General features: G+C 73.9%; 14 protein-coding genes. 4 read left to right on the forward strand and 10 right to left on the reverse strand.

Annotated elements, in window-relative coordinates; translation table 11 throughout:
• Positions 1 to 40 precede the first annotated feature (40 nt).
• The 4 genes from ABGB14_RS13650 to ABGB14_RS13665 are packed head-to-tail and all read right to left on the reverse strand — an operon-like array spanning position 41 to position 2870.
• On the reverse strand, positions 41 to 790 hold the full coding sequence (locus tag ABGB14_RS13650) for a class I SAM-dependent methyltransferase (RefSeq protein ID WP_347643979.1): 750 nt from the start codon (positions 788 to 790) through the stop codon (positions 41 to 43).
• A gap of 45 nt (positions 791 to 835) precedes the next feature.
• Positions 836 to 1630, reverse strand: coding sequence for an ABC transporter permease (locus tag ABGB14_RS13655; protein WP_347643980.1), 795 nt, complete (start codon positions 1628 to 1630; stop codon positions 836 to 838).
• The gene (locus ABGB14_RS13660) at positions 1627 to 2517 is read right to left on the reverse strand and encodes an ATP-binding cassette domain-containing protein (RefSeq protein WP_347643981.1); all 891 of its coding nucleotides are present in this window, start codon (positions 2515 to 2517) and stop codon (positions 1627 to 1629) included. Before ABGB14_RS13660 ends, ABGB14_RS13655 begins: the two co-directional genes overlap by 4 nt.
• The gene (locus ABGB14_RS13665; RefSeq protein WP_347643982.1) at positions 2514 to 2870 is read right to left on the reverse strand and encodes a hypothetical protein; all 357 of its coding nucleotides are present in this window, start codon (positions 2868 to 2870) and stop codon (positions 2514 to 2516) included. The genes ABGB14_RS13660 and ABGB14_RS13665 overlap by 4 nt, the downstream gene beginning before the upstream one ends.
• Positions 2871 to 2938: 68 nt before the next feature.
• Between ABGB14_RS13665 and ABGB14_RS13670 the strand changes: the two genes are divergently transcribed.
• Genes ABGB14_RS13670 through ABGB14_RS13680 form a run of 3 tightly spaced genes read left to right on the forward strand, consistent with a single transcriptional unit; the run spans position 2939 to position 5928 of the window.
• Positions 2939 to 3340 (forward strand): GntR family transcriptional regulator, encoded by a 402-nt coding sequence (locus tag ABGB14_RS13670; RefSeq protein WP_347643983.1) that lies wholly within the window; start codon positions 2939 to 2941, stop codon positions 3338 to 3340.
• Positions 3337 to 4467: a hypothetical protein gene (locus ABGB14_RS13675; RefSeq protein WP_347643984.1), complete on the forward strand. Its 1131-nt coding sequence runs from the start codon at positions 3337 to 3339 to the stop codon at positions 4465 to 4467. The genes ABGB14_RS13670 and ABGB14_RS13675 overlap by 4 nt, the downstream gene beginning before the upstream one ends.
• Positions 4468 to 4527: 60 nt before the next feature.
• Positions 4528 to 5928, forward strand: a complete 1401-nt coding sequence (locus ABGB14_RS13680; protein WP_347643985.1) for an aminotransferase class V-fold PLP-dependent enzyme — start codon at positions 4528 to 4530, stop codon at positions 5926 to 5928.
• Between the two features lie 30 nt (positions 5929 to 5958).
• Here ABGB14_RS13680 and ABGB14_RS13685 read toward each other — a convergent pair whose 3' ends face one another.
• The 4 genes from ABGB14_RS13685 to aceE form a co-directional block, all read right to left on the reverse strand.
• Entirely contained in the window at positions 5959 to 6807 is an 849-nt protein-coding gene (locus ABGB14_RS13685) for an AraC family transcriptional regulator (protein WP_347643986.1), read from the reverse strand.
• A gap of 166 nt (positions 6808 to 6973) precedes the next feature.
• The gene (locus ABGB14_RS13690; protein WP_347643987.1) at positions 6974 to 8086 is read right to left on the reverse strand and encodes an epoxide hydrolase family protein; all 1113 of its coding nucleotides are present in this window, start codon (positions 8084 to 8086) and stop codon (positions 6974 to 6976) included.
• 139 nt (positions 8087 to 8225) lie between these two features.
• Entirely contained in the window at positions 8226 to 8831 is a 606-nt protein-coding gene (locus ABGB14_RS13695; RefSeq protein ID WP_347643988.1) for a bifunctional 4-hydroxy-2-oxoglutarate aldolase/2-dehydro-3-deoxy-phosphogluconate aldolase, read from the reverse strand.
• 79 nt (positions 8832 to 8910) lie between these two features.
• Positions 8911 to 11358, reverse strand: a complete 2448-nt coding sequence (gene aceE, locus ABGB14_RS13700) for a pyruvate dehydrogenase (acetyl-transferring), homodimeric type (protein ID WP_347643989.1) — start codon at positions 11356 to 11358, stop codon at positions 8911 to 8913.
• Between the two features lie 49 nt (positions 11359 to 11407).
• On the opposite strand from aceE, the gene ABGB14_RS13705 reads away from it, so the two are divergent.
• On the forward strand, positions 11408 to 12013 hold the full coding sequence (locus ABGB14_RS13705) for a GntR family transcriptional regulator (protein WP_347643990.1): 606 nt from the start codon (positions 11408 to 11410) through the stop codon (positions 12011 to 12013).
• Positions 12014 to 12021: 8 nt separating this feature from the next.
• On the opposite strand, the gene ABGB14_RS13710 is transcribed toward ABGB14_RS13705, so the two are convergent.
• Together ABGB14_RS13710 and ABGB14_RS13715 are read right to left on the reverse strand one after the other, a co-directional pair.
• A complete protein-coding gene (locus tag ABGB14_RS13710) occupies positions 12022 to 12477 on the reverse strand; it encodes a MarR family winged helix-turn-helix transcriptional regulator (RefSeq protein ID WP_347643991.1) in 456 nt (151 codons plus the stop codon).
• A complete protein-coding gene (locus tag ABGB14_RS13715; RefSeq protein WP_347643992.1) occupies positions 12470 to 13732 on the reverse strand; it encodes an NAD(P)/FAD-dependent oxidoreductase in 1263 nt (420 codons plus the stop codon). The genes ABGB14_RS13710 and ABGB14_RS13715 overlap by 8 nt, the downstream gene beginning before the upstream one ends.
• Positions 13733 to 13898 lie beyond the last annotated feature (166 nt).

The raw sequence follows: 13898 nt of genomic DNA on the forward strand, positions 1-13898 counted from the left end.
TGGGACTCACGTGCCGCCGCCACGACCGGGCACGTGAGCCTCACGGCTCCCGCACCGGCCGGAGCAGGAAGGTGACGAAACCGAGGACGTCGCGGTAGCCGCGCAGCCACGTGGCGCGGTGGTCGCGGGCCGCCGCCAGGGCGGCGTCGCCGTCGGCGCCGGGGTGGTCGAGCGCCCAGTCGGTCAGCGAGCCGGTCCAGGACCATTCGTACTCGTCCCACTCCGCGCGCGTGCTGGTGTGGGCGTGGACGGTGGCGTAGCCGGCGTGCTCGGCCCGCTCCACCGTGCCGGCGAGGTCGGCGTACTCGTCGAGGCCCGCGTCCAGCAGGGTCAGGATTTCCGGCGAGGGCGTCGTCTCCCAGAAGCCCTCGCCGACGAGAGCCCGCCCGGTGGGGCGCAGGTGGCGGCGCATCGCCTGCAGCGACTCCGTCAGGCCGCCGAAGGCGTGGGTGGCGCCGACGCACAGGACGAGGTCGTACGGCTCGGGGGCGGTGAAGCCGTCGGCGGTGGTGTGGTGCAGGCTGAGCCGGTCGGACACGCCGCGGGCGGCGGCGTGCTCGGCGGCCGCGGCGAGCGCGGCCTCGGAGACGTCCACTCCGTCGGCCGTCGCCTTCGGGTGCAGCTCCAGAGCCCTGATGATCCATTCGGCCTCGCCGCAGCCGAGGTCGAGGACGCGCGCGTCGGCGGGCAGCCGCGCCCGCCGGAGCAGGCGTTCGAGGGCGTCGTCGTGGATGGGGGCGGCGATGGGATGGTCACGATGGGCGAGGTGGCTGAGCAGGTGTCGATGCATCCGGAGGATTATGCCGGAGCACCCCTGCGCTTCGCGCGCCCTTTTTCACGTGATGTCCCTGCGCAACGGGGCCGCGACGGCGGCGAGCGCGGCCAGCGCGGCGTAGCCCACGAGGACGGCGCCGCCCAGCGAGGCCGGCAGCAGGGCGCCCGCCGCCCCGCCCGTCTGGGCGGCCACGGCGTCGGCCAGGTAGGTGAAGCCGGTCAGGGCGGCGGTGGCCCCGCCGGGCAGGTAGGGGTAGAGCGTGTTGACCCCGGGGACGAGCATCAGCGCGGTCTCGACGACGTAGAAGTACGAGCCGAGCACCACGAGCGCGGCCACCTGGTTGCGGAGCAGGGCGCCGAAGCCCACGCCGAGCAGCGTGTAGACGCCCATGGTCACCGCGATCCTGGCCAGCAGCCCGAGCACCTCGCCTGCGGGCAGCCCCAGGGTGACGCCCTTGGCGGCGGCCGCCGTGAAGAGCCCCGCGGCGGCCACGGCGGCGGTGGCCGCCCCGTAGGCCAGGCCGGCCGCCGTGTACGTGACGATCTTGGCGACCAGCGCGGTCCATCGCCGGGGCGCGTACAGCACCGTGGTCGTGATGGTGCGGTGGCGGTATTCGGCGGCCACCGCCGACGTGCCCAGCAGCGCGGGCACGAACGCGAGCAGCCCGAGCAGGCCGAGCACCACGCGCGTGCCCTCCGCGGTGTGCAGGCCGGGCATCGGCGGGTCGAAGTTCTCCGGCCCGATGAGGGCGAGCAGCGCGGCGAACGCGCCGCTGCAGATCGCCGCGAGCATCCCCCACCGCCAGAGCCTGGCGCTGGTCAGGCGGCGCCACTCCGCCAGGACGAAACCGGTCATGCGGGCCCTCCGGTGAGGTTGAGGAACGTCTGTTCGAGCGTGGGGCGGACGGGGGTGATCTCGTGCAGGGGGATGCCGTGCGCGCTCGCCTCGGCGGCGATGCGGTCGGCGGGCAGCCCGTGGACCAGCAGGGCGTCCCCGGCCGTGCGCTCGACAGTGACCCCCTCCTCCAGGCCGGGCAGGAGCGCGTGCAGGGTTTCTGCGCCGGGCGAGCGGATGAGCACGCGGGGGTCGCCGTACAGGTCGGCCACCGGGCCCGCGACGGCGAGCCGGCCCTCGCGGATCACCACGACCCGGTCGGCGAGCTGCTCCACCTCGCTCAGCACGTGGCTGGAGACCAGGACGGCGCGACCCTGCGCGGCCAGCTCGCGCAGGAAGCCGCGCAGCCAGGCGTTCCCCTCGGGGTCGAGGCCGTTGGCGGGCTCGTCGAGCAGCAGCACGCGCGGGTCTCCGAGCAGCGCGGTCGCCAGGTGGAGGCGCTGGCGCATCCCGGTGGACAGGGCGCGGGTGAGGCGCCCGGCGAACGGGGTCACGCCGGTCAGGTCCATGACCTCCTCCGTGCGGCGGCGGGAGAAGCCGCCCATCCGCGCGTACACCCGCAGGTGGGCGCGGGCGGTGTGGTCGGGGTGGAACCCGGAGGTGTCCAGCACGGCGCCGACGGTCGCGGCCGGGCGGCGCAGGCGGGCGTAGCGCACCCCGCCGATGGTGGCGCTGCCGGTGTCGGGGGCGACCAGACCCAGCACCATGCGCATGGTGGTGGTCTTGCCCGCCCCGTTGGGGCCGAGGAAGGCGGTGACCTTGCCCGGCGGCACGTCGAAGCTCAGGTCGGTGACGGCGGCCACGGGGCCGTACGCCTTGCCGAGCCCGCGCACCTCGACGGCGGTCACGCGGCCGCTCCGGCCAGCCGGTGCCGGACCTCTTCGGCGCCGGCCAGGCTGAGCACCAGCTCGTCGACGCCGTCGATGCGCCGGTCGAGCACGATGCGCAGCCCTGGCTCGCCGCCCCGGGCGCACACCAGCCGCGTGACGCCGTCGAAGCCCGTCCACGTCCCGGCCTTGAGCACGCCGCTGACGACGATGCCCGCACGCAGGCCCCTGGCCTGGGACAGGGGGTGGGCCACGGGCACGACCTCGCGGATCGCCGCCAGCGGGATGTCGGTGCGCGCCCTGCGGACGAAGAGCCGCGTCCAGCGCTCGTAGCGCACGGTGAGCGTGGTCGGGGTGATGTCGAGGGTGAACATGGCCGGGGCTCCCATCGTTGGTGAGTTCCATCTGTTCTATTAGTTGTATATCAGATAACCTGGGGGGCGTGAACCTGCACCTCGATCTCGACAGCGAGGTCCCGATCTACCAGCAGATCCGGGACCGGATCGTGGAGGCGATCGCCAGAGGCGAGGCCGTGGAGGGCGACCCGCTGCCCTCCACCCGCCAGCTCGCGGCCGACTTCGGGATCAATTTCCACACCGTCAACAAGGCGTACGACCTGCTCAAGCGCGAGGGCGTCATCCGCGTCAACCGCAAGAGCGGCGCGGTCGTCAGGCGCGATCCCTCCTCAGGCCCGCCGGAGCCCGGCTTCGCGGCGGACTGGGAAGAGCGGGCCCTTGTTCTGCTGGCCGAGGCCACCGTGCACGGCCTCGACCGCGACGAGGTCGTGCGCCGCTGCCAGGCCCTGCTGGCGAGATTCCGAGCCGAGGAGAAGACGACCTCATGACGCTGCCCATCGCCGCCGCGCTGGCCACGATCGCCCTGGTGACCGGGGTGTCGCTGGCCCTGCCGGCGCTGACCAGGCCGACGGCGCCGTTCGGGGTGCTCGTGCCGCACGCGTACGTCGCCCACCCCGAGGTGATCGGGCAACGCCGTGCCTACACCAGGCTGGTGCTCATCGCCGCCCTGTGCGCCGCCGCCGCCAGCGTGCCGCTCGTCGCGGCCGGGCGGGGCGCCGGCTTCGTCAGCGGTGTCGGCGCCGTGCTCGGCGTCGCGGACCTGGCCCTCTACGTGCGGGCCGGCCGCGGGGTCCGCGCGGCCAGGCGCGACGGAGGCTGGGAGGAGGGCCTGCGCCGCCGCGTCACCGTGGACACCACGTTCCGCACCGACCCGGTGCGCGTGCCCTGGGCGTGGACGCTGCCGGCGCTCGCGATCACGCTGGTCACCGCGGCTGTCGGCTGGTGGCGGTACGGCTCGCTGGGCGCCCTGCCGTCGTTCCGGGGGTACGGCGTCGACCCTGCCGGCCCGGCGCGGGCCCTCACCCCGTTGGCCGCGTTCGAGCCGGTGCTCATCCAGGCCGGGATCACGCTGCTCCTCCCCGTGGTGACGCTGCTCGTCCTGCGCGCCCGCCCGGACCTCGACGCCGCCCGTCCCGCGGGTTCGGCCCGGAGGTACCGCGTCTACCTGCGCGGCGTGGCCCGGCTGACGCTCGCCGGGGCGGCCTGTCTCAACCTCGGGCTGCTGGTGGCGTCCCTGCAACTGTGGCAGCTGGTCCCGCCGTCGCCCGCCTGGCGAATCGCGACGTACGTCCCGCTCGTCGCGCTGCTCGTGGCCTGGGTCGTCCGGGAGATCCGCGTCGGCCACGGCGGGCACCGGCTGCCGGCCCTGCCGGGAGAGGACGCCGAGGACACCGGGGCGACGCAGCGTGACGACGACCGCCACTGGTTCCTGGGTGGCACCGTCTACCTCAACCGGCGCGACACGGCCCTGCTGGTGCCCGCCAGGATCGGCGCGACCTGGACGCTCAACCTCGGCCATCCCGTCACGTGGGCCATCCTCGCCGCGCTGGTGCTGCTGGGGCTGCTCGCGCTCACCGGGGTGGTCGACCTGCCCCAGCGGGAGAGCCTTTTCTGACAGCCAGGGTGCAAGAACGTCCAATCCTGACTCTTGCCCGGTTCCCTACCGTGTCCGGACATGACCACCCAGCAGGAACGCCACACCGCACTCCCCCTGGACCTCGCCCCGCACGCCGTCGCCGATCTGGGCCGCCAGGCCGTCGACCTCATCGTCCGGCAGGTCGCCGAGCTGCCGGACGAGCCCGCCAGCGACTACCGCGACGCCGCCCGGCTGGCCGCGCTGCTACGCCGCCCGCCGGGTGGCGAGCCGGGCGACTTCGCCACCCTGATCGAGACCTTCCGCCAGGCCGCCGGGCAGGGCGTCAACACGGCGGGACCCGGCTACCTGGCCTATTTCCCCGCGGGCGGCCTCGTCTCGTCGGCCCTGGCCGAGCTGCTCGCGCAGGTGGCCAACCGCTACACCGGCGTGGCGCAGACCGCGCCCGCGCTGGTCGCGATGGAGGAGAGCGTGCTCGCCTGGATGGCGGGCCTGTTCGGGCTGCCGTCCGGCGCGGGCGGGCTGATCACCACCGGCGCCTCGCAGGCCACCCTGTCCGCGGTGGTGGCCGCCCGGCACGACCGGCTCGGCGCCGCGTTCGGCGACGGCACCGTGTACGTGACCGAGCACACGCACTACAGCCTGGCCAAGGCCGCCCAGATCGCCGGCCTGCCCGCCGGGCGGATCCGGACCGTCCCCACCACCGCGGACCTGCGCATGGACGTCCGCGAGGCAGCCCGCATGATCGCTGAGGACCGAGCCGCCGGGCTGCGCCCCTTCCTGCTGGCCGGCACCGCGGGCAGCACCAGCACGGGCACCGTCGACCCGCTCGCGGACCTGGGCCGGCTGGCTCGCGAGCAGGGGCTGTGGTTCCACGTCGACGCCGCCTACGGCGGCGGCTTCCAGCTCACCCGGCGCGGGCGCGAGCGGCTCGCCGGCATCGAGGAGGCCGACTCGCTCACGTTCGACCCGCACAAGAGCCTGTTCCTGCCGTACGGGACGGGCGTGCTGCTCGTACGCGAGCCCGCCGTGCTGCGCGCCGCGCACGCGGGCGGCGGCCAGTACCTGCAGGACATCCACGAGGTGGACGGGCTGCCCGACTACGGGCACCTGGGCGTGGAGCTCACCCGGGAGTTCCGGGGGCTGCGGTTGTGGCTGCCACTGCACCTGCACGGCCTGCGGGCCTTCGAGGAGGCGCTGGACGAGAAGCTCGACCTGGCCGGGGTGGTGCACCGGGAGCTGTCGGCCGATCCGCGCCTGGAGGTGCCGTGGCGGCCGGACCTGAGCGTGGTGCCCTTCCGCCTGCGGGGCTCCGACGACGACAACCGGCGCCTCCTCGACCGGATCAACGCCACGCGCCGGGTCTACCTGTCGAGCACCACCCTGGAGGGTGCGTTCTACCTGCGCCTGTGCGTGCTCAGTGTCCGCACCGGCGCCGACCGCGTGGAGGAGGCGCTGCGCGTCATCCGCGCGTCCTGCTGACCGGCCGGCCCGCCGGCGCCACGCTCCGCGTCATCCGCGCGTCCCGCCGACCGGCCGGCCCGCCAGCACCCCCCGCTGGTAGGCGCCCGGTGTCACCCCCACCATGCGGCGGAAGTGCCGCGACAGGTGCGACTGGTCGCAGAACCCGGCGGCCACCGCCGCCTCCGCCGGAGGCGTCCCCCGCTCCAGCAGCGCGCGGGCGCGCCTGACGCGCAGCTGGACGACGTAGGCGTGCGGCGGCAGCCCGTACGCGCGGCGGAAGGAACGCAGCAGCGCGAACGGCGCCGTGCCCGCGGCCGCGGCCAGCTCCCCCAGGTCGGGCGGGTCGGCCAGGGACTCGTGCAACAGCTCGCGCGCCCTGGCGGCGACGCTCCGGCCGGCCGCCGCGGGCCGGGCCGACCGGCCGGGGCGTGGCCCGCGGGAGCCGTACGCGCCGATCAGCCGCGCCATGACGACGCGCAGCAGCGAGTCGGCGGCCAGCCGCTGTCCCTGCTCGGCCGCGCGGTGCGCGGACAGCAGCAGCGCGGAGGCTCGCTCGTCGGCGGCCGACCAGGTGGTGAACGCCGGAGGCCCGGCGGCGGCGCCCGCCTCGTCGGCGATGGCCGCCAGCTGCTCCGGCCTGGGATACAGGACGCGGTAGGTCCAGCCGTCCGGCGTGCGCGCCCGCCCGGTGTGCACGACGCCCGGGTCGATCATGACGACCTCGCCGGCGCCGGCGCACCGCGGCCCGTCGGGGAAGGCGATCTCCTCCAGGCCCTCCTCGACGACGCCGATCGCGTACGTGTCGTGGCTGTGCCGGGCGAACGGGTCGCCCGTGAAGCGGGCCCGCATCAGGTCCACGCCGCCCCACAGCGGGTCACGCCAGTACCGCACGCTCATGCGCCCACGGTAACCCTCACGCCCGGGAGCGCGCCCCGGCCCGCCTCGGGGGAGAGCCGCACGATCACCACGCGGGCGGCGCGCTGGTCGGCGTGAACGGCTGGGGCAGGACCACGCGGGCCAAGCTCCTGACGGGTCGGCCCTCCCGGCCCGGGCGGGCCGCCGCTCAGCGCAGGGTCGCGAAGAACGCGCGCACGTCGGCGACGAACGTATCCGGCTGCTCCAGGGCGGCGAACGTGCCGCCCCGCTCGTGCTCCACCCAGCCGACGATGTTGTTGTCGCGCTCGGCGAAGCGCCGGATGGGCCGCAGGATGTCCTTCGGGAAGACCGAGATCGAGGTTGGCACGGTCGCGGGCTTGAGCTCCCACTCGACGCCGGTGTCCGTCTCGGTGTCAGGCGTCTCGACGAAGGACCGGGCGGCCGAGCCGGCGGTGTTGGTCAGCCAGTAGAGCATGACCGTGGTGAGCAGCCGGTCGGCGTCGATTTCCGTGTCGCTCCACTCGTGGTAGACGCCGGCGAACCAGGCCAGCAGCGCCACCGGCGAGTCGGCCATGCCGTAGGCGAAGGTCTGCGGGCGGGCCGACTGGATGAGCTTGTAGGCGTACTGCTCGGTCAGGTAGCTCTCGCGGAAGGCCAGGCGCTCCTGCTCGACCTGGCTCAGCCCGTCGAGCTCGCCGGGCGCGCCGACGGGGAAGCAGATGATGCCGTTGCCGTGCATCCCGGCGACCCGGTCAGGGGCGAGGACGCCGACCTCGCGCGAGATCCACGTGCCCCAGTCGCCGCCCTGCACGCCGAAGCGCTCGTAGCCGAGCCGGGTCATGAGCTCCAGCCAGGCCCGGGCGATGCGGGTGGAGCCCCATCCGGTCTCGCGGGTGGGCCCCGACAGGCCGTAGCCCGGCAGGGACGGGATGACCAGGTGGAAGTCGCGGCTCAGCGGCTCGATCACGTCGAGGTATTCGACCGGGGAGCTGGGCCAGCCGTGGGTGATCAGCAGCGGCAGCGCGCCGGGGTCCGCGGAGCGGACGTGCAGGAAGTGCACGCGCTGCCCGTCGATCTCGGTGACGAACTGGTCATGCCGGTTGAGCTCGGCCCGCGCCGCCTCCCAGTCGTAGCCGGTGCGCCAGTGCTCGACCAGGCGCCTGAGGTGGGCGAGCGGCACGCCGTGGCGCCAGCCGTGGCCGGGCACCTCGTCCGGCCAGCGCACCCGGTCGAGCCGCGCGCCCAGGTCGTCGAGGTCGGCCTGGGCGGTTTCGAGGCGGAAGGGCCGGATGTCGGTCAAGGATTCCTCCAGAGTTGTCGTACAACGTACCGTACGCTATACGGTTCGCTGGACGCAAGGGATCGAATCCTTTGGAGCGTTCCATAAGGGCACGGGCTTCACGCCCGTGCCCTCGTGCGGACTCAGTGCAGGGGTGGCGTCACGCCGGGAGGCTCGCGCGCAGCTTGGCCAGCGCCTCGTCATCGTTGAGCGCCGACCCCACGGCCACGGCGCGGCAGCCGGCCGCCAGGAAGCCGGCCGCGTTGCCGGCGTCGATCCCTCCGGTGGCGACGAACCGGACGGAGGGGAACGGCGCCAGCTGGGCGGCGATCCAGCCGGCCCCGAGCTGCTTGGCGGGGAACGCCTTGAGCCAGGTGAAGCCGTGCGCGAGGGCGGCGGCGATCTCCGTGGCGGTGGCCACGCCCGGCAGGTGCGGCAGCCCTAGGCGGCGCGACTCGGCGACGACCTCGGAGTGCAGGCCGGGCGCGACCGTGAACGCCGCCCCCAGGTCGTGCACCGTCAGCAGCTGCGCGGCCGTGGTCACCGTTCCCGCACCGACGCTCTTCCCGCGATCCTTCGCGGCCTCGACGGCCGCCCGGAGTGACGGCAGCGCGCTGGACGTCTGCACGGGCACCTCGATGAGCTCGACCCCGAACTCCCAGGCTCGCTCGCACATCGCCACGGTCGCGTCGGGGTCGAGGTTGCGGAAGATGCCGAGGATCGGGACGCGGTCGAGGTGCCGGTCGAAGAACTGATCGGCGTCCATGGATGTCTCCTCCTCGGCCCTGGTGATCACGGCATTTCGCAATATATCGGACGGCCCGGCCGGACCAGCCGGGCAGCCCCTACTCCTCGACCGCCTTGAGCACCGCGTCCGCGATCGAGCGGGGGTCCACCCCGAAGTGGCGGCGTACGTCCTCACGCGGGCCGGAAAGCCCGAACCCGTCGGTGCCGAGCGACGTCCACGGCCGGTCGATCCAGGGCCGGATCTGGTCGGGCACCGCCCGCATCCAGTCGCTGACCGCGATCACCGGCCCACTCGTCCCCGCCATGGCCTGGCGCAGGTAGGGCACGCCCGTCGCGGTCATGGCCTCCCTGCGCAGCTCGCTCCACGAGGTCACCGACCACACGTCGACGCCGACGCCGTACTCGTCCTGCAGCAGCCGCTGCGCCTCCAGCGCCCAGTGGATCGCGGTGCCGCTGGCCAGCAGATGGGCGGCGCCGCCTGCGGCGGAGTAGCGGTAGATGCCCTTGACGATGCCCTCCTCGATCCCCTCGGGCATCGCGGGCTGCGGCTTCGGCTCGTTGTAGAGGGTCAGGTAGTAGAACACGTCCTCGGCCGCGGGGCCGTACATGCGTTCGAGCCCGTCCCGCACGATCACCCCCACCTCGTACGCGAAGGCGGGGTCGTAGGCCAGGCACGCGGGGTTGGCCGAGGCGAGCAGCTGCGAGTGCCCGTCGGCGTGCTGCAGCCCCTCCCCCGTCATCGTGGTGCGCCCGGCGGTCGCGCCGATGAGGAATCCGCGGCCGAGCTGGTCGGCCAGGGCCCACATCTGGTCGCCGGTCCGCTGCCAGCCGAACATCGAGTAGAAGATGTAGAAGGGGATCATCGGCTCGCCGTGCGTGGCGTAGCTGGAGGCGGCGGCGGTGAACGACGCCATCGACCCCGCCTCGGTGATGCCCTCGATGAGGATCTGCCCGTCGACCGCCTCCTTGTACGACAGCAGCAGTTCCCTGTCGACGGCGTCGTAACGCTGGCCGTGGGGCGAGTAGATCTTCGCGGTGGGGAAGAGCGACTCCATGCCGAACGTCCTGGCCTCGTCGGGCACGATCGGCACCCAGCGCCGCCCGGTCTCCGGCTCCTTCATCAGGTCCTTGACCAGCCGGACGAACGCCATCGTGGTGGCCACCGGCTGCGCCGAGCCCTTGGCCAGGGCGCGGAAGGGCCGCTCGCCGGGCTGCGGCAGGAGGTGGTGGGAGACCGTGCGCCGGGGTATCGGCCCGCCCAGGGCGGATCGCCGCTCGGCGATGTAGCGCGCCTCGGGCGAATCGGGGCCGGGGTGCAGGTAGGGCGGCAGCTCGCCGTCGAGCGCCCCGGCGGGAACGGGCAGGCCGAGCCGCTCGCCCATGACGCGGAACTCGTCCTGCGTGAGCTTCTTCATCTGGTGGTTGGCGTTGCGCGCCTCGACCCCGGCGCCGAGCGTCCAGCCCTTGACCGTCTGGACGAGGACGACGGTGGGCGCGTCGGTGCGCTCCAGCGCCCTGCGGTAGGCGGCGTACACCTTGCGCGGCTCGTGGCCGGCCCGCGACCCGCCGACGACACGCCGCAGGTCCTCGTCGGAGTGGGGCACGTCCAGGCCGTGGAACAGGTGCTCCCTGATGTAGGCGCCGGACGAGGCGGCGTACGTCTGGAACTGGCCGTCGGGCACCTCACCGAGCCTGGCCACCAGCTCGTCGGAGCCGAGCAGGTCGTCCCACTCCCAGCCCCACAGCGCCTTGACGACGTGCCAGCCTGCGCCTCTGAAGACGCTCTCCAGCTCCTGCACGACACGGGTGTTGCCGCGGACGGGGCCGTCGAGCCGCTGGAGGTTACAGTTGATCACGAAGGTGAGGTTGCCGAGGCCCTCGCGTGCCGCCAGCGTGAGGGCGGCGGTTGCCTCGGGCTCGTCCATCTCCCCGTCGCCGAGGAAGGCCCAGACATGGCTGCGCGAGGTGTCCTTGATGCCGCGGTTGTGCAGATAGCGGTTGAACCTGGCCTGGTAGATCGCGTTGAGCGGGCCGAGCCCCATCGACACGGTGGGAAACTGCCAGAAGCCGGACATGGCCCTCGGGTGCGGGTAGGACGGCAGGCCGCCCTCGGGCTCGCGGCGGAACAGGTCGAGCTGCTCCTCGCTCAGCCGTCCTTCCAGAAAGGCGCGGGCGTAGACGCCAGGAGAGGCGTGCCCCTGGAAATAGACCTGGTCGTGGCCGGCGTGGAAGAAGTGGTTGAACCCCACCTCGTAGAGCCAGGCGGCCGAGGCGTAGGTGGCCAGGTGGCCGCCGAGCCCCAGCTTGGCGCCCCGGCTGACCATGGCCGCGGCGTTCCACCTGTCGTAGGCCGCGACGCGTTCCTCCAGCGCGAGGTCGCCCGGGTAGGCGGGTTCCTCCGCCGTGGGCACCGTGTTGAGATAGCGCGTGCTCGTGGCCAGCCTGCGCAGCAGGTAGTCGGCCCGATCGGGACCGGCCTCCCGCCGGACCGCCTCGAGCGACTCGAGCCATTCGGCGGTCTCCTGAGGATCCACATCTCTCTGCATGCTTCCATTAAACACCCTATGATCGATCATATGATGAAAGGACTTCTCCGTGGAGCCTGTGGCGCGGCCGCCACTGCGTGACGAGATCCGCGACGTGCTGGTCGAGGGCATGATCAGCGGTCGCTGGGGGCCCGGGGACCGCATCGTGGAGCGCCGCCTGGCTGCCGAGCTCCAGGTCAGCCAGGCGCCCGTACGCGAGGCGCTGCGCGAGCTCGAAGCCCTCAGGCTGATCGAGTCCTCCCCCAACAAGGGCGCCCGGGTCCGCGGCTTCACCCCGGCCGACCTGCGCGAGGTCTACCAGGTTCGGGCGGGCCTCGAGGAGACCGCCACCCGCCTGGGCACCCCCTCCGTCCCCGCGCTGCGGGCGCACGTGGCCCGCATGCACGAGGCGGCCGCCGCCGGCTCGCTCGACGGCCAGGTGCGCCACCTCGTCGGCTTCCACCGCGAGATCGTGGCCGCGTCCGGCAACGCGGTGCTGGTCTCGGTGTGGGAGTCGCTGGGCATCGAGGTGTGGACGCACGTGTCGATCCGGCTGTTCAGGATGCGGCCGCACGAGAACGCCGCCGACCACGAGCCCCTCGTCGAGGCCATCGAACGCGGCGACCCGGACATCGGCCGCCTGCTGCGTGACCACGTGCTCGGCTACGCCCCCTGAGCGGACGGTCAGGCGAGGGCCTCGCGGACGGCGCGCAACATCCGGGACAACTCCCCGGCCTCGGCGGCGGACAGCCCGATGGCCTCCGGCGCGTTGAACTTCTCGACCTCGGGCTGCGCCCTGGCCAGAAGTTCGCGGCCCGCCTCGGTGATCCGCAACCCCGCCCGGCGCCCGCGGCCCCCTGGCCCGTCGCGCTCGACCAGGCCGCGCTTGAGCAGCGACACGAACAGCTCGTTCATGCTCTGCGGACGCACCATGACCGCGCGGGCGAGCTCGGCCTGGCTGAGGTCCTCGCCGGCGGCGAGCGTGGCCAGCACGCCGAACTGTGTCGGGGTGAGCCCGACCGAGGCGAAGAGCGCGGTGAAACCCCTGGCGACCACATGCGAGGTCTGGATCAGCTCCCACAGCGGCAGATCAGGCTCCCCGTCGGGCCAGGCCCCGTAGCCGGACCTCCGCTCAGGCAACGCGGGCTCCCGTCACGCGGCGGCCGAGCCGGGCGGCTGTGGCCAGGGCGGGCAGGCTCAGCCGCGCCAGCCCTGCCCCGACCGGGCCGGAGAGCCGGTGCACCCAGCCAAGCGGCTGCATCGACGTGCGGATCGCGTCGCCCGCGTAGGCGGCCATCCCGCTCTGGTAGCGGTGCACGGCCATCGGGATGGTGGACTCCCCCGCGTGCGCGCGGGCCAGTTCGCCGGCCAGGAGGTCGGCGTCGCGGATCGCGGTGGCCGCGGCCCGCCCGCCGGTGGGCGGCATGGCGTGGACGGCGTCGCCCAGCGCGGTGACGGCGCCGGCCGGCCAGGGCGTCAGGTCGGCGCCGGGGTCGGCGGCGTGGAAGCGGAAGAACGCCACGGTGGCCGGGTCGCCGGCGCGGACGAGGGCGCGCAACCGCCCGTCCCAGCCGTCGAGCAGCGCGCCGGTGACCCGCATCAGGCCCGCGCCGTCGAGCTCGCGCGGCCTGCCGGGGAAGCGGCCGTCGGGCGCGAGGAGCCCCCAGATGAGCGCGGGATCCTCCAGCATGGCGGGCACGCCGGTGCACGAGGAGGGATCGACCACGGCGCCTCCGGCCGGGTCGTGGACGGTGACGAACATCCCGATGCCGCCCGGCCCGAAGGCCAGCGCCGGGCCCTCGGCCAGCAGTCCTGGGACGAGCGGGCGGGTCCGGCCGTCCAGCGGGGTGCGGCCGGCGATGCCGCTCACCCCGGCGGGGGCCGAGGTCGGGCGGCCGGCCAGCGCCGTGGCGACCCGCGAACCCACGCCGTCCGCCCCGACGAGGAGATCGCCTTGGTCGGCGCTCCCGTCGGCGAAGTGCGCCGTGACCGTGCCGTCGGGATGTGCCCGGTGGCCGGTGAACTCGGCGCCGAACCTCAGCACACCGTCCAGCCCGTGAGCCAGGAGCCGGCGCAGCGGGATGCGGCCGATCATGAGTGTCTCTTGCGCGCGCTCGCGCGGCTCGGCGAACAGCAGCCGCATCCGGTGGTCGGCGACGGCGAAGCGGCGGAACGCCTGCCACCCCGCCGAACTGCCCAGGAGCGCCTGGTAGTGGTCGGGCGCGAGGTGGCGGCGCAGCGCCGCGCAGGCCCGGTCGTCGAGGTGGAGCCGGTAGCCGCCGGTCGCCTCCACGGCCGGATCGCGCTCGTGGACCGCGACCTCGATCCCGGCACGCCGCAGCGCCTGGGCGAGGGTCAGGCCGCCCATGCCGGCTCCGATGATCAACACCTTCATGGCCGCTCCTTCCTATCAGGCACCTGATTAAACAATAAGGTACCTGATACTTGAGCACCATGTCAGGCGGCCCCGCCTCGGCGCGCCCGGCCACCCCGTTCCCCGATCCCCGTGTCTCGCCCGGGGCGGCTCTCGTACGATGGCCGCGTTCGTCGCAAACAGGTCC

The organism is Nonomuraea sp. B10E15, from assembly GCF_039871615.1.
Lineage (GTDB): Bacteria > Actinomycetota > Actinomycetes > Streptosporangiales > Streptosporangiaceae > Nonomuraea.

Bases quoted from the DNA above. Each gene is read 5' to 3' on its own strand.
- ABGB14_RS13650 (WP_347643979.1), bottom strand. From the start codon at position 790: ATGCATCGACACCTGCTCAGCCACCTCGCCCATCGTGACCATCCCATC.
- ABGB14_RS13655 (WP_347643980.1), bottom strand. From the start codon at position 1,630: ATGACCGGTTTCGTCCTGGCGGAGTGGCGCCGCCTGACCAGCGCCAGG.
- ABGB14_RS13665 (WP_347643982.1), bottom strand. From the start codon at position 2,870: ATGTTCACCCTCGACATCACCCCGACCACGCTCACCGTGCGCTACGAG.
- ABGB14_RS13675 (WP_347643984.1), top strand. From the start codon at position 3,337: ATGACGCTGCCCATCGCCGCCGCGCTGGCCACGATCGCCCTGGTGACC.
- ABGB14_RS13680 (WP_347643985.1), top strand. From the start codon at position 4,528: ATGACCACCCAGCAGGAACGCCACACCGCACTCCCCCTGGACCTCGCC.
- ABGB14_RS13685 (WP_347643986.1), bottom strand. From the start codon at position 6,807: ATGAGCGTGCGGTACTGGCGTGACCCGCTGTGGGGCGGCGTGGACCTG.
- ABGB14_RS13695 (WP_347643988.1), bottom strand. From the start codon at position 8,831: ATGGACGCCGATCAGTTCTTCGACCGGCACCTCGACCGCGTCCCGATC.
- aceE (WP_347643989.1), bottom strand. From the start codon at position 11,358: ATGCAGAGAGATGTGGATCCTCAGGAGACCGCCGAATGGCTCGAGTCG.
- ABGB14_RS13715 (WP_347643992.1), bottom strand. From the start codon at position 13,732: ATGAAGGTGTTGATCATCGGAGCCGGCATGGGCGGCCTGACCCTCGCC.